We start from the raw sequence: 22,812 nt of genomic DNA on the forward strand, positions 1-22,812 counted from the left end.
TACCACTCCGTCGCGGCCCATCGACCAACCCGCGTCTGCGCCGCCTTCGGACCGCGCAGCCGCTTTCCCATTTTCGACCGGGGACATGGCCCCGCTGGAGTGTTGGCATGGAAGATCGGATGACCCTGGCGCTTGGGGCGAGAAGGCCGCGGACCACGAACAAAAAACGTCTGGAGAACCTCTTCGGGCGCGACTGGAAGGTTGGCTACCTGTTCGTCCTGCCGATGGTCCTCATCATGGCCTTGCTGATTTTCTGGCCATTCATCAGCGCCATTTTCATCAGCACTACCTCGCTCAACTTCCTGACCGGCGAGACCGCCAATGTCGGGCTGCGCAACTATCAGCGTCTCTGGACCAGCAGCGACTTCCTGCAGGCCATGCAGAATACCATCCAGTTCACCTTCTGGTCGCTGCTGCTGAAATTCGTCATCGGCATGACGGTCGCGCTCATCCTCAATAGCAAGCTGCCCTTCCGCAGCCTGCTCAGCGGCATCATGCTGCTGCCATGGATCGTTCCCGAGATTGTCACCGCTCTGGCCTGGAAGAGCATCTACGATCCAATGTTCGGCGGCCTTAATCCCATCCTGCAGGGGGCGGGGATCATCGATCGTCCGCTTGGTTGGCTGTCCGATCCCAACATGGCCATGGGCAGCATCATCTCGGTCAACGTCTGGAAGGGCATTCCCTTCTTCGTCCTGCTGCTGCTGGCGGGACTCAAGGCAATTGACCGCGAGCAGATCGAGGCGGCGCAGGTCGACGGCGCCAACGCCGTCCAGCGCTTCCGCAACGTAACCCTGCCCGGGCTGCGCTATGTGATCGTCGTCACCCTGCTGCTCTCGTTCATCTCCACCTTCAATCAGTTCGGCCTGCCCTTCCTGATGACCGGTGGCGGACCGAGCGGCGCCACCAAGCTCTATTCCATCCTGGCTTATGAGAAGGCTCTGGGCTCGCTGCAATACGGCCCCGGTATTGCGATCGCCTTCAGCGTAGCGCCCCTGATGGCTATCCTGATCTGGCTGCTGGCCCGCTTCATGCGCCACGATGACAAGCGCGACGGCGCGTCCGATCGTGGGCCCAGCTTTGCCGACCGCCTGCTGGCCGGCGGAACCGGGTTGGTGAACATCATCATCGATTTTATCTTCCTGCCGATCCAACTGGTATTTGCCGGGCTGGAATGGGCCGTGCGCAGGGTGCGGGTTGCCACCGGCCGATCTGCCTTGCAGCCGATCTTCCGGCAACAGGCGCGTTCCAATGCTGGCCCGATTGCGCGCCTGCTGGTGCTGACGCCGCTTCTGGTCTTCGTGCTCTTTCCCTTCTACTGGATCGTCACCACCTCACTCAAATCCACGACGCAGATCAGCGAACGCCGGTCGATCTTCTGGCCGGAACCTGCCACCACCGACCAGTACACCTCGCTGCTTCGTGATACACCGTTCCTGACTTGGCTCATGAACTCGGTATTCGTCGCCGCTGTCAGCACACTTGTGTCAGTCGCCCTGGCGTCGCTAGCAGCTTATGCGCTGTCGCGACTACGGTTTCGCGGCGCGGGTTTGCTGACCACCCTCCTGCTGATCACCTACCTGCTGCCTGGCACGCTGTTGTTCATTCCGCTCTACCAGACACTGACGACAATGGGCGTCATCAACAGCCACACGGCGCTCATCGTTACCTATCCGACATTCTTGTTGCCCTTCGCCACCTGGGTGCTAATGGGGTACTTCAGGTCCATTCCGGTCGAACTCGAAGAAGCCGCACGTATCGATGGCGCAAGCCGATTCTATATTTTCTGGCGCATCACCCTTCCCCTTGCCGCGCCCGCCATCCTGTCGGTGACCCTGTTTGCCTTTACCAATGCGTGGAATGAGTTCCTGTTCGCCTTCGTCTTCATCACCAGTGAATCCCTGCGAACCCTGCCCATCGGGCTGCAATCGATGGTGGTCGGCGACATCCTGCCCTGGGGCAAGCTGATGGCGGCATCGCTCCTCACCGCCATTCCGGTGGCCATCCTCTATGTCTATGCCCAGCGTTTCCTCTCCGAGGGGCTGACCGTCGGGGCAGTCAAGGGATGAACGAACCGTCTCGCAGGGGGAGAGCTGGCAGCGCGCTGAACGCCTCCATCGTGCGCAACTCGATCCCGTCGGCAGTCGACGCCATGGTGCTCAACATCCGTGGCCTCATCTCCGACGGAGGTCTGGGCGTCGGCGACAGCCTCCCGACCGAGCGCGAACTATGCGAGCGTTTTCAGGCCAGCCGAAATACCGTGCGCGAAGCCATGCGCATCATGAAGGCCTACGGCATCGTGTCCGTCCGTCCCAAGATAGGCGCCATCATCGTCGACGACCGGATGGAGCGGGCGCTTGACCTGTTCTCATTCAACACCCTGGAAATCTCGCGACGAACGTTCGACGATATCCAGGGCTTCCGCAAGCTGATCGAGGTAGGGTCGGTCGATGCCATCTTTGACCAGATGCGCCCCGACGACATTGCCGAGATGCGCAGCATCAATGCCCAGATGCGCGCCGCAGGGTCGATCGAGGAAGCATCGGAGATGGATTTCCACTTCCACCTTCGCCTGGTGTCGATCCTGGAGAACCGGGCCGTGTGCGACGTCTATCGCATCATGAAGCCCGTCATTATCCGCATCATGGAGCGGGCCAAGCAGTTGCAGGACTTTACGGTCGATACCTACGACCAGCACGCCGCCGTGGTGGATGCGTTGGCGATCCGGGATCGCATTCGATACCAATATGCTCTGCAGTCCCACCTCCAGGTGGGCATCACGACATTTGAGAATACTCAGGATATGGCGCCGGCATAGCGGGCGCCGCATGAGCGTCCGTGCCCGACACCAGGCAGGCAGTGGTCGCTCCATCTACCTGAGAGCAGTTTTGAGCAAGAGGCGGCGCGAACCAATGCGACCGTCCGGGAGAGGTCAATTGAAGATTACGTCAGTCAAGACGGCGGCGACGAGCGGCCATTGCATGCATCTGTGGGTCCGCATCGAGACCGATGCGGGGATCACGGGCCTGGGCGAATGCGTCCACGGAGGCCATCAGGCCATCGCCATCATCCAGCAGGAGCTGGCGCACAAGCTGGTCGGTCGCGATCCGTTCGCCATCGACGCCATCTTCGAGGACCTGCGCCGCAGCCTGGTCTTCGAGGGCGGCTTTGCCGGCGCGCTGATCACTGCCCTGACCGGCATCGAGATCGCGCTCTGGGACCTCAAGGGCAAGGCACTCAAGGTGCCGATCTATGAATTGATGGGCGGAAAGTTCCGAGACGACATCCGGGTCTATTGCGACTGCGAAGTCTCGCCTGGCATGAACATGGACGAGGTGCAGGCCGAGGTCGACCAGGTGCTGGCGGCCGGCTTCACGGCGCTCAAGGTTGATCTCGATATCCGCGCTTATGGCCATACCGGCAGCGAGACCGGCTGGTACGAAAAGGACAAGTTCAACATGACTCCCAACAAATGGGAGCATGACCGCATGGTGCAACTGGCCGAGATGGTGGTGAAAGCCGCGGGCAAGGGCGTGGAGGTGGCGTGCGACCTGCACACGCGGCTCGACAAGCACAGCGCCATTCGCCTCGCACGGGATCTCGAACATCTCCAGCTGATGTGGCTCGAAGAGCCCGTGCCGCCCGAGAATATCGACGTCATGGCCGAGATCACCCGCTCGACCTCAACCCCGATCTGCGCCGGCGAGAATCTCTATCTGCGCCACGGCTTCCGCAAGCTGCTCGAGCAGCAGGCGGTCGACATCATCATGCCGGACATCCCAAAATGCGGCGGGTTGTCGGAATGCCGCAAGATTGCCGAGATGGCGGACCTCTATTCGATCCCCTTCGCGCCGCACAACGTCTCGTCCCCGATCGGCACCATGGCATCAGCCCATGTCTGCGCCACCATCCCCAACTTCCTGGTGCTGGAGTTCCACTGGTTCCATCGCGACTACTGGTCGACGATTTCAGATGGCGGCGACATCATCAAGAACGGCAAGATCACCATGAGCGACCGGCCGGGCATCGGGCTCGAGCTCAACGAAGACGTGGCCAAGGCCCACCAGTATCCGGGGACCACCTGGTTCGCGTGACCGGGCCGGCGTGCCGCCAGAACTGAGAGCAGTCCGCCAGGGGCGGCCGCGTCACAGGGCCTCCCCCTGGCGTGGCCACTATTGGGCGGATTGCCGCATTGGCACGGCCTGCGAGGACAACTGCGTTGACTCTCGCTCGACAAGTTCGCACTCGACCTTGATGCGGCTGGGCGAGGAATGCAGTCCGCCGGCGTCATCGAGCAGCAGTTCAACTGCAGTGCGGCCCATTTCATACTGGGGCAGCACCAGTGTGCTGAGTGGCGGCCGCATGTATTGCGCGATCTCGCGATCGTCAAAGCCGATGACGGCGACATCGTCGGGCACCTTGTGCCCGAGTTCTCGCAGCGCGTCATAGCAACCGACTGCCATCATGTCGTTGGCACAGAAGATCCCGTCCGGCGGATTATCCAGCGCCATCAGTTCCATCGTCATCTCATAGCCGGCGGACGGCTCCCAATTGCCCGGCCGGACCAGGTCAGGGTCGAAGGGCACATCGTTGCTGGCCAGCGCCTGCTTGTAGCCCTTGAGGCGATCCCGCGCCGCGTCCACCCCCTGCTGGCCGTTGATGAAGCCGATGCGCTTGCGCCCCTGGCGCAGCAGGTGCTCGGTAGCGGTGCGTCCACCCAGAACGTCACCGGGCAGCACGGAGTGGTAGGCATGCTCTTGGTCGTAGCAGTTGACGAGCACCAGCCGGTGCCGGGCGAAAGCCTGCGGCAGCTGGACAACGCGGGTCAGGATGGTGCCGTAGATCAGGCCCAGGATCGGAACATTGCCGAGACCGGCGAGAATGCTGGTCTCGACGTCCGCGTCGGCGTGGCTGACGCCCATGAGCATGTTGATCCCCACTTCGAGAGCTTTGTCCCGGGCGCCCTCGAATGCCAGTGACGTCCAGGGATCGGTGATGGTCTCGTCGGCGATGAAGACTATCGTGGACTGTCCACCCGGGGCGGCGCGTTGGGCGCGGCGGACGAACTTGTAGCCCAGCGTCCGTGCCGCCTCGACCACCTTCCGGCGCGTCTCGTCGGCCAGCCGGCCACTCTTGCCACCGCTGAGCACGAGCGACACGGTCGCCTGCGAAACGCCCGCGGCCGCAGCGACATCCATCATCGTCGGTCGCCCCGTTGGTGAGCGTCGCTTGGAAGTCGTCACGGGCTTATGTCCTTGTCGATGGTGTCCATCCGGTGCCACCGGACGGCGAAGTGGAAGGGGTGCGAGTGTGCCGCGTCTGCGGCCCAGGTGGCATTTCGGCCACCATAGCGACCTCGTTTGCCAGCGTCACCAGACACCATGACCAAGTTTGGCAATTTTCCTCCCGGCGCCGTTATCCCTTGATTTTCCTCTCTGGCCGTCGGTCGGCCGCGCACTGTTCCGACCGGGCGCTCAGCTCGGCATCCCCAGAACAGCAGCGCTTTGATGATGATGATATTATCTTATGATGCTCGGTTTTATTATTCATAAAAAACAGTTTGCCACCGTTATGGGTGCTCTTTATCTATAAAAGAACACAGGAGCGACAACCCACTTGGCCACGATGAACAACGCAGACCCGGACCTGGCAGCGGCTCATCGCGAGCCGGCGAGTGTACTTTCGCTCTGGCTGAGCCTGCTCAGCGTCGGACCGATCGCCATTCTGCTCGCCCTCATTATACTGCTGAGCATGGCCTCGCCGCACTTCCTGACGCCGCGCAACATCTCCAATATCCTGGCCCAGACAGCGGTGATCTCGGTGGTCGCCATGGGGCAGCACCTGGTGATCCTTACACGGGGCATCGATCTGTCCGTCGGCTCCAACCTGGCTCTCGCCACCGTCACCGGCGCGCTGGTCTATCAGGCCACCGGCTCCACCATTCTGACCATCCTGACGATGCTGATGAGCGGTGCCGCTGTCGGCGCCATCAACGGCATCGTCTATGTGTTCGGCCGCCTGCCGCATCCCTTCGTGATCACCCTCGCTACCCTCAGCATTGCCAAGGGCACCGCGCTGGAGCTTGCTGACGGTCGCGCCATCCCCGGCATGCCCGAAGCGATCCGGTTCATCGGCGGCGACGCGGTATTTGGTATTCCCGCCTCTTTCTTCGTGGTGGCAGGGGTCGCGGCCCTGATCCTGGTGATGGCCAAGACCATGGTCTGGGGGCGTTGGATCTATGCGGTGGGCGGCAAGCCAGAGGCCGCCGTGCGGATGGGCATTCCTACGCGTGGCGTACTGGTTTCGACCTACATCATTTCCGGGCTGTGTGCCGGGATTGGCGCCGTGCTGCTGGCCGGACGCACCGATGCCGGCTCTCCCCTGTTCGGCAACCTGCTTGAGCTCGATACGATCGCTGCGGTGATCATCGGCGGCGCCAGTTTCCTGGGCGGCCGCGGCCATATCGGCCATGCCCTGGTGGGCGCGGTGATGATCGGCGTTATCCGCAATGCGCTGAACCTGCTCAATGTCGACATCTTCTTCCAGCTCATCGCCATCGGTGTCGTCATCGTGCTGGCGGTCGAGGCAGATGTGCTGCGGACCTATCTCGAAGGGCGTGTGCGGACCCTGCGCGCGGCGAGGCTGCAATGAACAACGACGTCATCCTCAGCATCCGCAATGCCACCAAGCGCTTCGGGCCAGTCCTGGCCCTCAACGACATCAGCCTGGACGCCCGGCGCGGCGAAGTGCTGGCCCTGCTGGGCGACAATGGTGCCGGCAAGTCGACGCTGATCAAATGCATCAGCGGCGTGCACCGGATCGATGAAGGGGAAATCACCATCGACGGCGTGGTCACCGCGATACGCTCGCCGGCCGATGCACGCGCCGCCGGCATCGAGACGGTCTACCAGGACCTCGCGCTGTTCGACAACCTGACCCCTGCGCAGAACTTCTATGCCGGGCGCGAGCTCGCCGGGCCGTCCTGGCTTCCCCTCGGGCTGCGATTTCTCCATTCGCGCCAGATGGACCAGGAAACCAGCCGCGTCCTCGACCGGCTCAAGGTCATCCTGCCCAGGAAAGACGCCACGGTGGCGCTGATGTCGGGCGGCCAGCGGCAGGCGGTCGCGGTGGCCCGCGCCAGTGTCTTTGCCCGCAAGGTGGTGATTCTCGACGAGCCGACCGCCGCGCTTGGCCTGCGAGAGTCGCGCAAGGTGCTCGATCTGGTGGCCCAGCTGCGCGACGAGGGCAATGCGGTGATCCTGATCACCCACAACATGGAACATGTGACCGAACTGGCCAGCCGCGCCGTGGTGCTGCGGCAGGGACGAAAGGTGGGGGAGATCATCCCCAGCAGGACCAACCAACAGGAGCTCGTCTCGATGATCGTCGGGGCGTGACACGACATTCGACGCACCGGGAGGGACGTCGATAAAGGGAGGCTCCGCCGGAGCCCATCCCATTCATCGGAGGAAGACATGAAACTGCGACCAATCATCGTGGGAGGGATGGCGCTTGCCTTGGCGCTGGCCGGCCCCGCCCTGTCGGCCGACCCCATCAAGATCGGCTTCATCACCAAGTTCCCGGTGGAGTTCTTCTCCACCATGGAGGAGGCGGCCAAGGCCTATGCCATTGCCAATCCTGACGTAGAAATCATCTACGGTCAGGGCGCTTCGGGCACCGATATCGAGGGGCAGATTGCCCTTATCGAATCCATGGTCACCCAGGGTGTGCAGGGCATCGCCCTGACCCCGGTCGATCCAACCGTCGCCCCGGCACTCGACCGGGCCATCGAAGCGGGCGTCAAGATCGTCCTCATGGACAACGACATTCCCGACTGGCTGGGCAAGACGGCCCTTGCCACCACCGACAACTACAATGCCGGCAAGATCGCGGGCGAATATCTCAAGACAGTGCTCAAGGATGGCGACACGCTCGGCATTCTGGAGGGCGTGCCCGGGGTTCCGGCCCTGGATGATCGCGTCACCGGCATGCTCAAGGGTCTTGCCGGCGGACCTGACGTCCAGATCGTCGGCAAGGGTGCCACCAACTGCACCCAGGAACTCGGCGTTTCCGCCGCCGAGGATCTGCTGACGGCCAACCCTGATCTCAAGGCCATCTATGCCGCCTGCGGCCCGCCGGCTGTCGGCGCCGCCCAGGCGATCGAGAATGCCGGCATCGCCAATGACGCCATCGTGCTGGTCGGCTTCGACGCCTGCTGCGGCGAGCTCGACAAGATCGTGTCCGGCCAGGAAGACGCCACCGTGGCCCAGTTCCCGGCCAAGATGGGTGAACTCGGCGTCGATGCACTGGTCCGTGCCATCCGCGGCGAAGAGGTCGAGGTGCTGGTCGACACCGGCGCTGGTCTCGTCACCGCCGACAACGTCGCCGACTTCCAGTAGCCAATCGCGGGGGGCCGGCTCGGCCCCCCGTCGCCACTTCAGGACATGCAAGATGAGCTTTGTTGACGCGCTAGAATGCAGCGAACCAGGGACCTTGCGGCTGGTGCGCCGTCCGGCGCCGGTCAGGGGCCCAGGGGAAATCCTCGTCCGTCCGCGCCGGGTCGGCATTTGCGGCACGGACTATCACATCTTCGAGGGCAAGCACCCCTTCCTCAACTATCCCCGTGTCATGGGGCATGAACTGGCGGTGGAGGTTGTCGAGGCCCCCGAAGATTCGGACTTTTCGTCCGGCGATATTGCCGTGGTCAATCCATACCTGTCCTGCGGCACCTGCATTGCCTGCCGCCGCGGCAAACCCAATTGCTGCACCCGGATCGAGGTGCTGGGCGTCCATCGCGACGGGGGCATGACCGAGCTGCTCAGCTTGCCAGCCGTCAACCTGGTGCGCTCCGAAGGGCTGAGCCTCGACGCCTGCGCGGCCGTGGAATTCCTCGCCATCGGCGCGCATGCCGTGCGTCGGTCCCGGATGCAGGCGGGCGACCATGCGCTGGTCGTCGGCGCCGGACCGATCGGACTTGGCGCTGCCTTGTTCGCGGCGCGCAGCGGCGCTTCCCTGACAATCATGGATCGCGATCCCGAGCGGCTGGCGGCAGCCACCGCCATGCTTGGCAGTGTCACGGCCGTCGTCGCCGATTCCGATGCCGACGCCCGGATTGCCGAACTGACTGGCGGGGACGGCTACGATATCGTGTTGGACGCCACGGGCAACCTGCAGTCCATCCAGGCTGGTTTCAGCAGCGTCGCTCATGGCGGAACCTATGTCCTGATCAGCGTGGTCAAGGGCGACGTCAGCTTCACCGATGCCGAATTCCACCGCCGGGAAATGTCGCTGCTGGGCAGCAGGAACGCGATGGCCGAGGACTTCTCTGCCGTCATCGCTGCCATCAGGGCAGGGGCAATTCCCGTCGATGCATTGATTACGCACCGCACCTCCCTTGCCGACGCCGCCGACAACCTCCCGCGCTGGGCGGTCCAGAAGCAGGGGCTCGTCAAGGCCCTCATCGAACTCTGAGGCGCCTCCCGCTGCCCCACCATCGCCGCCGGGAGGCGTCGCGCAGGTATGGTCGACAGGCGCGGCGCGCTATATTAGCACGCGAAACAGGTGTGCCATGAAGAGTGACACGGTTTACAAGGCTGCGTTCAACGACATGCTGCAATTGCTGGCCACGTCCAGCGTCGGCGTCGCCCTGCCGCCTGAACACGACCTGAGCCGCCATCTGGGGGTCAGCCGGACGACGGTCCGCAAGGTGCTCCTGGAAATGGCTGCGCGCGGATTCGTGGCCGGCGAGGGGCGTAGTCGGACCCTTGCGCATATGCCGCCGGAATCGGCGCGTTTTTCCGATGCCGAGACGCAGTCCACGTCCAGCCAGGTTGAGCGGCAGTTCATGGAGTGGATGCTGCGGGGCGATACCAAGCCGGGCACGCTCATCAACGAACTCGAGCTGGCCCGACTGTTCGGCGTGGGCACCACGGGCATTCGCGAATTCCTCAATCGCTTCCAGCGCTTCGGACTCATCGAGAGACGTCCCAATGCCGGCTGGCTGTTCAAGGGCTTCACCGAGGACTTCGCCATCGAGCTGTTCGAGATCCGCGAGATGTTCGAGATGCGCTCTGCCCTCGCCTTTGCGGAACTGCGCCCTGCAGCACCAATCTGGTCCCGCCTCAGGGCCATCGAACGGGAGCACCACGAACTGCTGGGCGAGATCGACGAGCGGTTCCACGACTTCTCCGACCTGGACAATCGCTTCCACCGGCTGGTGAACTCGGCCGTGCCGAACCGCTTCATCGACGATTTCTACGACATCATCACCTTCATCTTTCACTACCACTACCAGTGGAACAAGCGCGACGAGCGGCATCGCAACGAAGTCGCCATCAACGAGCATCTGGCCTACATCGCCGCCCTGTTCAGCCGTGACCGCGACCAGGTGAGGGCGGCGTGCAATCGGCACCTGTCTTCCGCCAGAATGACCATGCTGCGTTCTTTCGGCCGATAGCCGCCCGCGATGGGCTGCCCGGCAACCGACCTGCAAATGCTTGGCGACCTGCGGCAGGATGGGGTCTTGGGAACCGACCCAACAATGTGATCTATGAATACCGAGCTCCACTGTTCCGCGCCGTCTGGCCGCGGAACAAGGGCCGGCGCACCAAACGCTGGATACGATCGCATGGAAACGGCCACAATCGCCGGACTGCCACAGCCCTCTCGACTGCAGTCGGACCGCCTTAATCGCTCTTGCTTCTGCATAACGCTCGACCGCGAGGCCCTGCGGGATGCCGCGGCGCGCGAGGTGGGCGGCGGCGGGTTCTGGGACGATTTCGTCAAGACGCGCCCGCACCTCTTCTCCAACGTCCCGGTTTTTCTGCCGCCCGAGGATCTGGCCTTGATGGCCAGTATCGTCTCCGCCATCGAGGCCGCCGCCGGTCTCCCCGAATACCAGAGGGTATCGCTCGGCTGGGCTCCCCCTATAGCCATCCCCGACCACGGACCGGTCGGTGCGCTCATGGGCTACGACTTCCACCTGGGTTCAGACGGCCCAAAGCTGATCGAGGTCAATACCAACGCCGGCGGTGCATTCCTCAACGCCATTCTGGCCAGGGCACAACGGGCCTGCTGTGCCGAAGTCGAGCGGGGTTTTGATCTGCGCCGGCCCGACACCTTCGAAGCTGCTGTTGTCGGGATGTTCCAGGGCGAATGGCAGCGGCAGCGCGGCGAAGCGGTGTTGCGGCGCATCGCGATCGTCGATGACCGACCGCAGGACCAGTATCTTTACCCCGAATTCATCCTCGCCCGGCAGCTCTTGCTCCGCGCTGGAATCGATGCCGTCATCGCAGATCCGGCGGACCTGATCTACGCCGATGGTGTCATCAAATTTGACGGCCTGGATATCGATCTCGTCTACAACCGGCTCGTGGATTTCTCGCTCCAGCTGCCCGAGCATCTGGCGATGCGGCAGGCCTATGAGGATGGCACTGTTGTCGTTACGCCCAACCCGCACAACCACGCGCTCCTGGCGGACAAGCGCAACCTGATCTTGCTGTCCGACCGCGAGGCGCTTGCCCGCTGGGGCCTTGAAGCCAAGCATGTCGAAGCTCTCGCCGGCGTTCCCAACACCCGGCTGGTCACGCTTGAGAATGCCGACATGTTCTGGGCCCAACGCAATGGCCTGTTCTTCAAGCCCACTTCGGGCCATGGCAGCAAGGCGGTCTACCGTGGCGACAAGGTCACCAAGGGGGTCTGGGCGCAGATTGTGCAAGGGGACTACGTCGCGCAGTCCTTCGCGGCGCCCGGGGAGCGGATGATCGAGGTCGACGGTGTGCAGGTCGCACGCAAGATGGACGTTCGCCTCTACACCTATGGCGGGCAGGTGCTGCTGGCCGCCGCACGCCTCTATCAAGGGCAGACGACCAATTTCCGGACCCCGGGTGGCGGCTTCGCTCCCGTGCTGACGGCCTAGCTTGGCACCAACCGGGGCTGCTCGCGCACCCGCCTAGGGCAGGGGAACCACCGGCAGCGCGCGCTTGTGCATGGTGCCTGCATGGACCTGCAGGATGCGTGCGCGCGCCGCTTCGTCGATCGGGCGGCCCTCAAGAAAATCGTCGATCTGCTCGTAGGTGACGCCATAGGCGTCTTCGTCGGGACGGAGCGGCGCCAGGTTCTCGAGATCGGCTGTTGGGACCTTGCCGACCAGGTCGGGCGGCGCACCCAGATGGGAAGCCAGCGCGCGAACGCGCCGCTTGTTGAGACCGGACAGCGGCAGGATATCGGCCGCGCCGTCGCCGAACTTGGTGAAGAAGCCCATCAGCGCCTCGGCCGCGTGATCGGTGCCGATGACCAGCCCCCGCGTGGCGCCCGCTATGGCGAATTGGGCGATCATGCGCTGCCGCGCCTTGATATTGCCCAGGATGAAGTCCTCCCGGCCCGCATCGCCGATCATGAGGCCCCCCAGCTTGAGCGCCGCGAGCATGGCGTCGGCGGCCGGCTTGATGTCGACAGTGAGCACCTGGTCGGCGCCAATGGTGTCCAGGGCCCGCTGCGCGTCGCTTTCATCGGCCTGCACGCCATAGGGCAGTCGCACGGCGATGAACCTGGCCTCGTATCCGGACTGGCGAAGCTCCCCGACGGCGCGTTGTGCCAAGAGCGCCGCTGTGAGCGAATCCACGCCGCCGCTGATGCCGAGCACATAGGTTGTGAGACCCGAATCCCGCAGATAGGTCCCAAGGAATTCGGTGCGCCGACGCGCCTCGAGCGCCGCGTCGAAAACGGCGCTGACACCCAGGCTCTCGATGATTTCTTGCTGTTCCGTCAATGCCGACCCCGCCACAAATCCCATGCTGCCCACCAGCGGTGCCATGCCGCAAGCGTCCCGTCCAGAGCCCGCGCTGGACAGCGGAAGGCGCTAGCGGGCATTTCCCCCCCGGACGGCGGACAGGGCCTGGCTGCCATTCATGAAGTAGCGATCAAACAGCGGGCTGGTCGCGGCGCCGATGGCGCGCGCATTGCCCCCGACCACGCCCGCTTCGATGCGGGGCGCGATCAGTCCGCGCATATCCTGGTTGACCAGGTAGCGCCGCGTGCGCTCGACCAGCGCCTGCTTGACTGGCTCGGGGAAGGCGCCGTCAATCAGGATTGCCTCGAAATCGATGACCGCACAGACCGACAGGCTCGCCTTGGCCAGTTCCTGCGCGGTCTGGCCCAGCCAGGGCTCGACAAAGCGGCTGAGCCGGCTCCAATCTTGCGGCTGGCTCCACAGCTCCTGCGGGTCGATGCCGAATTCGGCGAGGCGCGTCTCCAACAGGTGGATCGAGGCGGTGTCGATCAGTTGCTGGCTTTCGCCATGTGGACCAAAGCTGCGCAATGAGCCCAGGGCGCCGGCATTGCCCTGGTGCCCCTGATAGACCGAGTGATTGAGCACCACGCCACCGCCAATAAAGGCGCCGACGAAGAAATAGGCGTAGTCGCGGAATTCCTTGCCGCGACCATAGATGTGCTCGGCCTGGCAGCCCGCCGTGGCATCGTTGACGACGCTGACCGGCAAGTCGGTGAAGCGCGCCAGTTCGGCGTGGAAATCCACGTCCTTCCAGGAAATGAACTCCTCGGTTGTAGCGCCGACCAGGTCATTCCATTTCCACAGCTCGAACGGGGTGGCGATGCCGACGCCGCAGATGCGGCCGATTTCGGCCGGTGTACAGCGGGTCAGGATCGATGCCATGCCGTCTTCGACAAAGCGCAGAATGGGCTCGGGCATGGGATATTTGTAGTGCAGCTGCAACTGGTCGCGGACCGTGCCGCGAAAATCGGTGAGCAGCAGCACGGTGCTGCGCCGGCCGATCTTGCAGCCAAAGGACAGCACACCGCCTTCGGCCAGGCTCATCGGTACCGATGGCTTGCCGACCTTGCCCTTGATCGGCATGCCGCGGCTGAGCAGGCCCTCTGATTCCATCTCGCGCAGGATGATCGACACCGTCTGCGGCGAGAGATTGGCCATGCGCGCCAGATCGCTGCCAGCGGTGGGGCCGTTGCGCTGCAGCAAGGTGAGCAGCAGCCGTTCGTTATAGTCGCGAACGCCACTCTGGTTCACACCGCTGCTGAGGGATCGGATGATTGTTGGGCCCATGCGGGCAACATAGTGGGAGCTTCGACGAGGCGGAAGGCAGATAAATAAATAAAGTAGATTTATATATTGACGAGGGGGTTTGAACTGGCCACCATAGGGGCGTCCAATCAGCGATAGGCCAGCGAGAGAGCGGGGAGGAGCCCAGTTCCACGTCGGCCAAAGGGAGAGAAAATGAACAAGCTGCTTCTGAGCACGGCACTGTGCCTTGCCGTCCTTTCGGTTCCCGCCATGGCGCAGGAGGTCTCGGCCTGCCTGATCACCAAGACCGACACCAACCCCTTCTTCGTCAAGATGCGCGAAGGCGCCGAAGCCAAGGCCGCCGAACTCGGCGTGGCGCTCAAGTCCTTCGCTGGCAAGGTGGATGGCGACCATGAAACCCAGGTTGCCGCTATCGAAACCTGCATTGCCGATGGCGCCAAGGGTATCCTGATCACCGCATCGGACACGTCAGCCATTGTCCAGGCCGTGCAGCAGGCGCGTGATGCTGGCCTGCTTGTCATCGCGCTCGATACGCCGCTGACCCCCGGCGATGCCGCCGACGCCACCTTCGCCACCGACAATTTCATTGCCGGTGAACTGATCGGCAAGTGGGCCGCCGGCACGCTGGGCGCCGAAGCCGCCAATGCCAAGATCGCCATGCTCGACCTCGCCGTCAGCCAGCCGACCGTCGACGTGCTGCGCGACCAGGGGTTCCTGCAGGGCTTCGGCATCGACCTGGGCGACCCCAACAAGTGGGGCGACGAAAGCGATCCGCGTATCGTTGGCCATGACGTCACTGCCGGCAATGAGGAAGGCGGCCGCAAGGCCATGGAAAACCTGCTCGCCAAGGATCCCATGATCAACGTGGTCTACACGATCAATGAGCCGGCCGCGGCGGGCGCTTATGAAGCGCTCAAGTCAATCGGTCGCGAGAATGACGTGCTGATCGTTTCGGTCGACGGCGGCTGCCCCGGCGTCGCCAACGTCAAGGATGGCGTCATCGGTGCGACTTCCCAGCAATACCCGCTCGACATGGCGGCGCTGGGCGTCGAGGCTATCAAGACCTGGGCTGATAACGGCAGCAAGCCGAGCCCGACCGAAGGCAAGGATTTCTTCGACACCGGAGTCAGGCTGGTGACCGACGCGCCGGTCGATGGCGTGGAGTCCATTGACACCGCCAAGGGCACGGAGCTCTGCTGGGGCTAAGGTCCGGCTTGTCTGACAGACATGAGGGGCGGACCGCGCGTTCGCCCCTCGCTTAGCAACTGGGAGGAGAACCCATGTCGAGCGAATCCGATCTGGACGCGGCCAATGTCGCGCGCTCAGAAACCGTCGCCACTTTCGATCATGAGCCGACAGGCCCGCTGTCGCGGCTCCAGCATGCGCTGCATAGCTCGCCCTCGCTGGTGCCTTTGATCGTCCTGGTGCTGTCGGTTGCCATTTTTGGTGCGCTGCTCGGCGGCAAGTTCTTTTCCACCTTCGCGCTGACGCTGATCCTGCAGCAGGTGGCCATTGTCGGCATCGTGGGCGCAGCGCAATCGCTGGTCATCCTGACCGCCGGCATCGACCTGTCGGTCGGCGCCATCATGGTGCTGAGCTCGGTCATCATGGGCCAGTTCACCTTCCGCTACGGCTTGCCGCCGGCTGTGGCCATTGCCATCGGCCTGGCCGTGGGCACGATGGTCGGCTTCATCAATGGCTGGCTGATCGCGCGCATCAAGCTGCCGCCTTTCATCGTGACCCTGGGCGTGTGGCAGATAGCGCTGGCCGCCAATTTCCTCTATTCCGGCAACGAGACCATCCGCGCCCAGGAAATCGAGACCAACGCCCCGCTGCTGCAGTTTTTCGGGCAGACCATCAATTTCGGCGGCGCGGTCTTCACCTATGGCGTGATCTTCTTCGTGCTGCTGGTGTTGCTCCTGGCCTATGTGCTGCGCCACACCGCCTGGGGCCGCCATGTCTATGCCGTGGGCGATGACGCCGACGCGGCCGAACTCTCGGGCGTCAACACCAGGAAAGTGCTGATCTCGGTCTATATGCTCTCGGGCCTCATCTGCGCCTTTGCCGGCTGGGCCCTGATCGGCCGTATCGGCTCTGTGTCGCCGACCTCGGGCCAGTCGGCCAATATCGAGAGCATCACCGCCGTGGTGATCGGGGGCATCTCACTGTTCGGCGGACGCGGCTCGATCCTAGGCATGCTGTTTGGCGCGCTCATCGTCGGCGTCTTCTCGCTCGGCCTGCGCCTGCTCGGCGCCGATGCGCAATGGACTTACCTGCTGATCGGCGCGCTCATCATTGCCGCTGTGGCGGTAGACCAGTGGATCAGAAAGGTATCGGTCTGATGGAACCCATTCTCAAGGCTCGTGGCCTCTCCAAGCGCTACGGCAAGGTGACCGCGCTCGACAATTGCGACTTCGACCTGATGCCGGGCGAGATCCTGGCGGTCATCGGCGACAATGGTGCCGGAAAGTCCTCGCTGATCAAGGCCCTGTCGGGCGCCATTACGCCCGATAGCGGCGAGATCTTCCTGGATGGACAGCCGGTCAGCTTCAACTCGCCCATCGCGGCCCGTCTGGCCGGGGTCGAGACGGTCTACCAGACCCTCGCCATGTCGCCGGCTCTGTCGATCGCCGACAACATGTTCATGGGCCGTGAACTCCGCAAACCCGGCTTCATGGGCAAGGTCCTGCGCCAGCTTGACCGCCCGGCCATGGAGCGGATCGCCCGCGAGAAGCTGAGCGACCTGGGGCTGATGACCATCCAGAACATCAATCAGGCCGTGGAAACCCTGTCCGGTGGTCAGCGCCAGGGCGTGGCCGTGGCCCGGGCCGCCGCCTTTGGCAGCAAGGTCATCATCCTGGACGAACCCACCGCTGCGCTCGGCGTCAAGGAATCGCGGCGCGTGCTGGAGCTGATCCAGGACGTGCGCGCGCGTGGCATTCCGATCATCCTGATCAGCCACAACATGCCCCATGTCTTCGAAGTGGCCGATCGCATCCATGTGCACCGGCTGGGCAAGCGGCTCTGCGTCATCGACCCCAAGGACTATACCATGTCCGATGCGGTGGCCTTCATGACCGGCGCCAAGGCCGCGCCGGGATTGGCCCTGGCCTAGCTGCGCGGCAGGTCGCCCGTGCTGCGGCCCCAGCGCACCATGCACTCGATGACGCGTCGCACCGGCGGCGCGTCATTGGGCTCGTCGATGATATCAGCCAGCGCGGCACTGACCACGCCGGGGCGCGGCGCGATGGTCGTGATGGCGTGGCTGTCCCAACTGGCCAGCGCCACCCCGTCATGCCCGACAATGGCGAGATCGGTGGGGACTGCAAAGCCCAGCGCCGCGGCCGCATCCTTGACACCGATGGCCATCAGGTCATTGGCGCAGATGACCGCATCGGGCCTAGTCCGCCGTAGCAGCAGGGCGGCTTCCTTGTAGCCGGAATCATACGAGTAATCGCCGTGCTCGACGATGTCGAAGGCGAGGCCATGCGCTTCGAGGGCCGCCGAAAACCAGCCCCTGCGTTGCTTGTCGACATGACTCGAGGCGCGCCCGCAGAGATAAACGAAGCGCCGCCGTCCCTGCGCCACCAGGTGGCTCACCACCTCGACCGTGGCTGCGCGGGCGTCGAGCCGCACATCGGACACATCGCGGCCGGCAAGCGGCTCGGATGAGGCGATAATGGGCACGGCCGAGTGGAATATGGCGATGGCGTCATCGATGGAAACGGCGTCCGAATAGAGCACCACATGATCGACCTGGTAGGTCGAGGCGATGCGCATCAGCCGGTTGCGATCCTCGTGGTCGGCGCAGCGCAGCACCAGCGGCAGGCGCTCCTGTTCCTGGAGGCGCATGATGAGCTGGTCCAGCCCCTCGGCCTCGGCCGGGTTGGCGACGGTATTGACCACCAGCGCCACCAGCCGTGACTGGCTGTTGTTGAGCACCCGCGCCATGGCATTGGGCCGGAAACCATGTTCGTCGGCCAGCGCCAGGATGCGGGCGCGGGTGGCCGGCTTCATACTGGAGCCCGCCGCAAAGGCGCGCGACACAGTGGCCGAGGAGACACCTGCGAGCCTGGCCAGTTCCACCGATGTCATGCTCTTGCGCCGCATCCTGCCCCGCTCTCGTCGCCCCCGGTCAGGGTCCGGTCACCTCTAGCGCAATCGCCTCGCCGTCGCGAGAGGCCGAAAGCTTGATGGCATCCCACAGCCTGGCAAAGCGCAGTCCATTGGCCACGGTGGACGGATTGGCCATCCGCCCGTCGCGCACCGCCTGGAATGTATGCATCGGCGTGTCGCGCGTCTCGCCTTCCTCGCATGGCTCTGCTACGCCGTCGATGCTCACCTCGCGCCACTTGCCCCAGGCGTCGATGCGCACGATCGCCCTGCTGTAGAACAAGGTGATTGCCGAGGCGCAGCCGGGCGGACCTTCGCCAGCGGCATTGAACGTCACCACCGCCCCGTTGGTGAGGCGCGCCGCCACTGCCGTCGCCAGGTCGACGGCAATGCCGCGATTGTTGGCATAGGCGGAGAGGCGGGCGAATTCGGCGTCGGCCAGCACGCATACGGTGTTCATCATGTGGGCGCCTGTATCGAACATGAAACCGCCGCCCGAAATCGCGGGGTTCTGCTTCCACTGTCCGGCATAATTGTCCTTCCAGCCTTCCCAGATCGAGGCATTGACGCTGACCAGCTCGCCGAACTCGCCGCGCCGGGCCCGGTCGCGCGTATCATGGACAAGGGGGGACAACCCGCCCTGGAAGGCGACGACCACTGTCCGGCCGGTGCGCTTTTCCGCCTCGACCAGCGCCAGCGCCTCTTCGACCGTGGTGACCATCGGCTTTTCCAGCAACAGGTCATAGCCGGCTTCGATCACGGCCAGCGCATTGGCGCCGTGGAACACATGCGGGGTGGAGACATAGACGGCGTCCATCTGCCCCTGCATGGCCGCGAGCATCGCATCGGCATCGCCATATTCGGCTGGTCGCGCCGCGCCTGCCGCCTCACAGGTATCGGCGAAGCGCCTGCGCGACACATCGCTGACCTCGGCCGTTGCGACAATGCGAACATCGTCCATTGCCGCCCAGCCCCGCGCATAGTCCGCCGCCTTGAGCCCGGCCCCGATCACACCCAGACGCAGAACCATAATCCCTCCCAATGAACACGCAGCCATGGCGGATAGCTAATGAAACAAACTCATTCAACCGCTACTTGCCAGCAAAATGTAAGCGTGTACATTCAGCCGCGTCAAGGTCGCTGACCGCGCCGATCAGGGAGAAAGTGAAGTGACTATCCGCCTAACCATCTGGAACGAAGGTCGCCACGAGAAGCGCGATGCTGATGTGGCCAGGATCTATCCCGATGGCATGGACGGCGCCATTGCTGGTGGCCTTAGCGATCGCGACTTTATCATAGAGCGCCGTTGCATCGACGACCCGGAGCAGGGGCTGAGCCAGGAACTGCTCGATCGGACCGACGTCCTCACCTGGTGGGGCCATGTCGCTCATGATGAGGTGAGGGACGACATCATCGACCGGGTGCAGCAGCGCATCCTTGCCGGCATGGGGCTGGTGGTGCTGCATTCCGGGCACCATTCCAAGATGTTCCGGCGCATGATGGGCACTAATTGTAACCTGGCCTGGCGCGAACTGCCCGAGGGCGACCTGGAACGCGTCTGGGTGACCAATCCCAGTCATCCCATCGCCGAGGGCGTGCCACCCTTTTTCGAGATTCCGCAGTCCGAAATGTATGGCGAGCCCTTCGACATCCCCGCCGCCGACGAGATCGTCTTCATGAGCTGGTACAAGGGAGGCGAAGTGTTCCGCTCCGGCCTCACCTTCTATCGCGGGCTGGGGCGCATCTTCTATTTCTCACCCGGCCACGAGACCTTCCCGATCTATCACCATCCCATGGTGCAGCACGTCATCGGCAACGGCATCGAATGGGCCATGCGGCCTCATTCGGGCGCGCGCAAACTCGACAACTGGCACCGCAAGGAGCCGATCCACCGTTAGCCTGGCCTACGGACCGCTACAGCCGCTGCCCGGCCGCATCGAAGGCCAGGCATGCGGCCGGATCGATGCCGACATTGACCACCGCACCCGCCGGAATGGCCGAATGGCCCTTCTGCTGGATGGTGATCTTGGCGTCGTTGCGGCCGGTTGCATAGACATAGGACACCCCGCCAAGCTGCTCGACCACCTGCGCGGTGGCGGTCAGGGCCGTGCCGCCGGTTTCGAGGAAATGCTCGGGGCGGATGCCCAGGGTCACCCTGTCGCCGACCTTGGCCGATGTGCCGCGGGTTCGCACCACGACCGGGCTGCCGTCGAAATCATCGGGCTGCAGCGTGGCAGTCTTTCCGTCGGTGGCGACCACGCTGGCGGCCAGGAAATTCATGCGCGGCGAACCGATGAATCCGGCCACGAAGATATTGTCGGGATTGTCGTAGAGATCGATCGGCGTGCCCTGCTGCTCGATCCGGCCGGCGCGCAGCACCACGATTTTGTCGGCCAGCGTCATGGCTTCCACCTGGTCATGCGTCACATAGACCATGGTGGCGCCCAGCTCCTGGTGCAGCTTGGCGATTTCGATGCGCATCTGCACGCGCAATTCGGCATCGAGGTTGGAGAGCGGCTCGTCGAACAGGAATGCCTTGGGCTGGCGCACGATGGCGCGGCCGATGGCGACGCGCTGCCGCTGGCCGCCAGAGAGCTGGCGCGGCTTGCGGTCGAGCAGGTCGTTGAGTTCGAGGGTGCGCGCGGCTTCCGCCACCCGGGCCGCGACCTGGTCGCGCGGCATGCCGCCCATGCGCAGGCCAAAGCCGAGATTCTGCTCGACCGTCATGTGGGGATAGAGGGCATAGCTCTGGAACACCATGGCGACGCCGCGTTCTGACGGGTCGAAGTCGGTAACATCCTCGCCCCCGATCAGCACCTGCCCGGCGCTGGGCTCCTCAAGGCCGGAAATGGTGCGCAGCAGCGTGGACTTGCCGCAGCCCGAAGGGCCGACAAACACCACGAACTCGCCATCGGCAATATCGAGATTGATGCCGTGCAGCACCGGCACTGCGCCAAAGCTCTTGTTGATTCCGCGCAGTCTCAGCTCGGCCATATCAAGTCTCCTCCAGTTCGTCTGCGCCGATGGTCTGGGCCACCTGGCGCGGCGTTCGGGCACTGCCCGTCCTCGCCCGCATTTAGTGAGCCATCAAAACTAAAAGGCAAGGTCTATTTGCCGTTCAACATCTGGCACCTCGCCACTGCCACCCGTCATCATTCTGATAACAAACAAGAAAAGATGATTTCGAGTTTGGACAGCGCTGCTGACCTAGCAGTGAGGCACGTACCTCTTGCCTATCTTTTACGGAATGCGTAGAAAGTATCAAGCGGGGAGTGTGCGGAGGATGCGCTTCCCTGTTGCAGCCAGGAAGGTCCGCAGAGCACCTCGAAAGCTGTCGTGAGGACATGAGGAGAAACCAATGAAGCGTCTTGCGCTTGCCGCAATGCTGGGACTGGCCTTGGCCATGCCTGTCCAGGCCCAGACTGTGGTCAAACATCTGCACATCACTTCCATCCCTGCCGAAGTGGAACTGATGAATTCCATCGCCGCCGATTTCATGGCGGCCAATCCGGACATCAAGGTGGAACTGCCATTCCTCGAAAACGAAGCCTTCAAGGCCAAGTTGACGACGCTGCTGCAGTCGGCCGATGCACCTGACGTGTTCCATTCCTGGGGTGGCGGCGTCTTCTACGAACAGGCCGCCGCTGGCGTGCTGCGTCCGATCGAGGACGTCCTGAGCGAAGAGGCCAAGGCCAATGTCGGCACCGCCGGCGTTTCCGCCTTCACCGCACCCGATGGCCATCTCTATGGCGTCGCCCGCGACGTCAGCGAAGTCGTGCTGTGGTACAACAAGGCCCTGTTCGAGCAGGCCGGTGTCGATCCGGCCAGCATGGCAACCTGGGAAGGTTTCCTGGCTGGCGTGCAGGCGTTCAAGGATGCCGGCATCACCCCGATTGCCATCGGCGCCAAGGACAAGTGGCCGGCCCACTTCTGGTGGTCCAAGCTGGTGATCCGCCTGGCCGGCCAGGAAGGCTTTGAAGCCGCTGCACGCGGCGAGGGTGACGGCTTTGCCGGCGAGGATTTCGTCAAGGCTGGCGAATACTTCCTCCAGCTTGCCGAACTCGATCCCTGGCAGGAAGGCTTCCTCGCCGCCACCTATGGCGATGCCTCCGGCCAGTTCGGCGACGGCCTCGCCGCCATGCACCTGATGGGTGACTGGGACTACGGCGCCATGAAGGACAACTCGGCCGACAAGCTGGGTATCCCCGACGAAGAGCTCGGTATTCTCCCCTTCCCGACCATCGAAGGCGGCAAGGGCGACCCGACCGACACGCTGGGTGGCCTGGGTGGCGTCCTGTTCTCCAGGAACGCGTCCGATGCTGCCGTCAAGTGGATCGAGTTCTTCAACAGCGTCGAGAACCAGGCCAAATACGCCAAGGATGCCTATTACATCCCGATCGCCAAGGGCGCGGCCGATGTCATGACCAACCCGTTCAAGGCGCAGATCGCCCAGAACATCGGCAATGCCCACTGGCATGCCAACTTCTTCGATCAGGCCCTGGGCCCCAATGTCGGCGGCGTCGTCAACGACGTTTCGGCTGAGCTGGCGGGTAGTGCCATGAGCGCGCAGGAAGCTGCCGAGCTCATCAAGGAAGCCGTCGACGACTCGCTCTGAGTTCGACACGGACGGCACCGGCGGACGG

The 22,812-nt window shown here is 63.7% G+C and carries 20 protein-coding genes; 14 read left to right on the plus strand and 6 right to left on the minus strand.

Annotation, left to right across the window (positions count from 1 at the left end):
- Positions 1-107 precede the first annotated feature (107 nt).
- From IH615_RS15790 to IH615_RS15800, 3 genes are all read left to right on the plus strand, one after another.
- Positions 108-2,069, plus strand: coding sequence for an ABC transporter permease subunit (locus tag IH615_RS15790; protein ID WP_291363232.1), 1,962 nt, complete (start codon positions 108-110; stop codon positions 2,067-2,069).
- The gene (locus IH615_RS15795; protein WP_291363234.1) at positions 2,066-2,818 is read left to right on the plus strand and encodes an FCD domain-containing protein; all 753 of its coding nucleotides are present in this window, start codon (positions 2,066-2,068) and stop codon (positions 2,816-2,818) included. The genes IH615_RS15790 and IH615_RS15795 overlap by 4 nt, the downstream gene beginning before the upstream one ends.
- Before the next feature lie 118 nt (positions 2,819-2,936).
- Positions 2,937-4,094, plus strand: coding sequence for a mandelate racemase/muconate lactonizing enzyme family protein (locus IH615_RS15800; protein ID WP_291363236.1), 1,158 nt, complete (start codon positions 2,937-2,939; stop codon positions 4,092-4,094).
- Between the two features lie 78 nt (positions 4,095-4,172).
- On the opposite strand, the gene IH615_RS15805 is transcribed toward IH615_RS15800, so the two are convergent.
- Positions 4,173-5,243, minus strand: coding sequence for a LacI family DNA-binding transcriptional regulator (locus IH615_RS15805; RefSeq protein WP_291363238.1), 1,071 nt, complete (start codon positions 5,241-5,243; stop codon positions 4,173-4,175).
- A 382-nt stretch (positions 5,244-5,625) separates the two neighbouring features.
- On the opposite strand from IH615_RS15805, the gene IH615_RS15810 reads away from it, so the two are divergent.
- From IH615_RS15810 to IH615_RS15835, 6 genes are all read left to right on the plus strand, one after another.
- A complete protein-coding gene (locus IH615_RS15810; protein ID WP_291363277.1) occupies positions 5,626-6,651 on the plus strand; it encodes an ABC transporter permease in 1,026 nt (341 codons plus the stop codon).
- On the plus strand, positions 6,648-7,397 hold the full coding sequence (locus IH615_RS15815; RefSeq protein ID WP_291363240.1) for an ATP-binding cassette domain-containing protein: 750 nt from the start codon (positions 6,648-6,650) through the stop codon (positions 7,395-7,397). The genes IH615_RS15810 and IH615_RS15815 overlap by 4 nt, the downstream gene beginning before the upstream one ends.
- Before the next feature lie 78 nt (positions 7,398-7,475).
- Positions 7,476-8,399 carry a sugar ABC transporter substrate-binding protein gene (locus tag IH615_RS15820; RefSeq protein WP_291363242.1) on the plus strand — a complete coding sequence of 308 codons (924 nt, stop codon included), beginning with the start codon at positions 7,476-7,478 and terminating at the stop codon, positions 8,397-8,399.
- Between the two features lie 52 nt (positions 8,400-8,451).
- Positions 8,452-9,471: a zinc-binding alcohol dehydrogenase family protein gene (locus tag IH615_RS15825; protein ID WP_291363244.1), complete on the plus strand. Its 1,020-nt coding sequence runs from the start codon at positions 8,452-8,454 to the stop codon at positions 9,469-9,471.
- Between the two features lie 97 nt (positions 9,472-9,568).
- Positions 9,569-10,456, plus strand: coding sequence for a GntR family transcriptional regulator (locus IH615_RS15830; RefSeq protein ID WP_291363246.1), 888 nt, complete (start codon positions 9,569-9,571; stop codon positions 10,454-10,456).
- Between the two features lie 171 nt (positions 10,457-10,627).
- A complete protein-coding gene (locus IH615_RS15835) occupies positions 10,628-11,917 on the plus strand; it encodes a hypothetical protein (protein WP_291363248.1) in 1,290 nt (429 codons plus the stop codon).
- 33 nt (positions 11,918-11,950) lie between these two features.
- Here IH615_RS15835 and nadE read toward each other — a convergent pair whose 3' ends face one another.
- Positions 11,951-12,793: an ammonia-dependent NAD(+) synthetase gene (gene nadE / locus IH615_RS15840; RefSeq protein ID WP_291363278.1), complete on the minus strand. Its 843-nt coding sequence runs from the start codon at positions 12,791-12,793 to the stop codon at positions 11,951-11,953.
- 66 nt (positions 12,794-12,859) lie between these two features.
- Entirely contained in the window at positions 12,860-14,077 is a 1,218-nt protein-coding gene (locus IH615_RS15845) for an ROK family transcriptional regulator (protein ID WP_291363250.1), read from the minus strand.
- Between the two features lie 171 nt (positions 14,078-14,248).
- Here IH615_RS15845 and IH615_RS15850 point away from each other — a divergent pair, with 171 nt between their 5' ends.
- The 3 genes from IH615_RS15850 (at position 14,249) to IH615_RS15860 (ending at position 17,171) form a co-directional block, all read left to right on the plus strand.
- Entirely contained in the window at positions 14,249-15,262 is a 1,014-nt protein-coding gene (locus IH615_RS15850; protein WP_291363252.1) for a sugar ABC transporter substrate-binding protein, read from the plus strand.
- Positions 15,263-15,336: 74 nt separating this feature from the next.
- Positions 15,337-16,398, plus strand: coding sequence for an ABC transporter permease (locus tag IH615_RS15855; protein ID WP_291363254.1), 1,062 nt, complete (start codon positions 15,337-15,339; stop codon positions 16,396-16,398).
- Entirely contained in the window at positions 16,398-17,171 is a 774-nt protein-coding gene (locus tag IH615_RS15860) for an ATP-binding cassette domain-containing protein (protein ID WP_291363256.1), read from the plus strand. Before IH615_RS15855 ends, IH615_RS15860 begins: the two co-directional genes overlap by 1 nt.
- On the opposite strand, the gene IH615_RS15865 is transcribed toward IH615_RS15860, so the two are convergent.
- Together IH615_RS15865 and IH615_RS15870 are read right to left on the minus strand one after the other, a co-directional pair.
- On the minus strand, positions 17,168-18,166 hold the full coding sequence (locus tag IH615_RS15865; RefSeq protein ID WP_291363258.1) for a LacI family DNA-binding transcriptional regulator: 999 nt from the start codon (positions 18,164-18,166) through the stop codon (positions 17,168-17,170). The genes IH615_RS15860 and IH615_RS15865 overlap by 4 nt on opposite strands.
- Positions 18,167-18,191: 25 nt before the next feature.
- A complete protein-coding gene (locus IH615_RS15870) occupies positions 18,192-19,199 on the minus strand; it encodes a Gfo/Idh/MocA family oxidoreductase (protein ID WP_291363260.1) in 1,008 nt (335 codons plus the stop codon).
- Between the two features lie 139 nt (positions 19,200-19,338).
- Between IH615_RS15870 and IH615_RS15875 the strand changes: the two genes are divergently transcribed.
- Positions 19,339-20,067 carry a ThuA domain-containing protein gene (locus IH615_RS15875; protein ID WP_291363262.1) on the plus strand — a complete coding sequence of 243 codons (729 nt, stop codon included), beginning with the start codon at positions 19,339-19,341 and terminating at the stop codon, positions 20,065-20,067.
- A gap of 16 nt (positions 20,068-20,083) precedes the next feature.
- Here IH615_RS15875 and ugpC read toward each other — a convergent pair whose 3' ends face one another.
- Positions 20,084-21,163, minus strand: coding sequence for a sn-glycerol-3-phosphate ABC transporter ATP-binding protein UgpC (gene ugpC, locus IH615_RS15880; RefSeq protein ID WP_291363264.1), 1,080 nt, complete (start codon positions 21,161-21,163; stop codon positions 20,084-20,086).
- Positions 21,164-21,527: 364 nt separating this feature from the next.
- Between ugpC and IH615_RS15885 the strand changes: the two genes are divergently transcribed.
- Entirely contained in the window at positions 21,528-22,784 is a 1,257-nt protein-coding gene (locus IH615_RS15885) for an extracellular solute-binding protein (protein WP_291363266.1), read from the plus strand.
- Positions 22,785-22,812 lie beyond the last annotated feature (28 nt).

Origin of the sequence: Devosia sp., from assembly GCF_014860165.1 — a bacterium.
Taxonomy (GTDB): domain Bacteria; phylum Pseudomonadota; class Alphaproteobacteria; order Rhizobiales; family Devosiaceae; genus Devosia.

Bases quoted from the DNA above. Each gene is read 5' to 3' on its own strand.
- IH615_RS15790 (WP_291363232.1), top strand. From the start codon at position 108: ATGGAAGATCGGATGACCCTGGCGCTTGGGGCGAGAAGGCCGCGGACC.
- IH615_RS15795 (WP_291363234.1), top strand. From the start codon at position 2,066: ATGAACGAACCGTCTCGCAGGGGGAGAGCTGGCAGCGCGCTGAACGCC.
- IH615_RS15810 (WP_291363277.1), top strand. From the start codon at position 5,626: ATGAACAACGCAGACCCGGACCTGGCAGCGGCTCATCGCGAGCCGGCG.
- IH615_RS15815 (WP_291363240.1), top strand. From the start codon at position 6,648: ATGAACAACGACGTCATCCTCAGCATCCGCAATGCCACCAAGCGCTTC.
- IH615_RS15820 (WP_291363242.1), top strand. From the start codon at position 7,476: ATGAAACTGCGACCAATCATCGTGGGAGGGATGGCGCTTGCCTTGGCG.
- IH615_RS15825 (WP_291363244.1), top strand. From the start codon at position 8,452: ATGAGCTTTGTTGACGCGCTAGAATGCAGCGAACCAGGGACCTTGCGG.
- IH615_RS15830 (WP_291363246.1), top strand. From the start codon at position 9,569: ATGAAGAGTGACACGGTTTACAAGGCTGCGTTCAACGACATGCTGCAA.
- IH615_RS15835 (WP_291363248.1), top strand. From the start codon at position 10,628: ATGGAAACGGCCACAATCGCCGGACTGCCACAGCCCTCTCGACTGCAG.
- nadE (WP_291363278.1), bottom strand. From the start codon at position 12,793: ATGGGATTTGTGGCGGGGTCGGCATTGACGGAACAGCAAGAAATCATC.
- IH615_RS15845 (WP_291363250.1), bottom strand. From the start codon at position 14,077: ATGGGCCCAACAATCATCCGATCCCTCAGCAGCGGTGTGAACCAGAGT.
- IH615_RS15850 (WP_291363252.1), top strand. From the start codon at position 14,249: ATGAACAAGCTGCTTCTGAGCACGGCACTGTGCCTTGCCGTCCTTTCG.
- IH615_RS15855 (WP_291363254.1), top strand. From the start codon at position 15,337: ATGTCGAGCGAATCCGATCTGGACGCGGCCAATGTCGCGCGCTCAGAA.
- IH615_RS15860 (WP_291363256.1), top strand. From the start codon at position 16,398: ATGGAACCCATTCTCAAGGCTCGTGGCCTCTCCAAGCGCTACGGCAAG.
- IH615_RS15865 (WP_291363258.1), bottom strand. From the start codon at position 18,166: ATGCGGCGCAAGAGCATGACATCGGTGGAACTGGCCAGGCTCGCAGGT.
- IH615_RS15870 (WP_291363260.1), bottom strand. From the start codon at position 19,199: ATGGTTCTGCGTCTGGGTGTGATCGGGGCCGGGCTCAAGGCGGCGGAC.
- ugpC (WP_291363264.1), bottom strand. From the start codon at position 21,163: ATGGCCGAGCTGAGACTGCGCGGAATCAACAAGAGCTTTGGCGCAGTG.
- IH615_RS15885 (WP_291363266.1), top strand. From the start codon at position 21,528: ATGAAGCGTCTTGCGCTTGCCGCAATGCTGGGACTGGCCTTGGCCATG.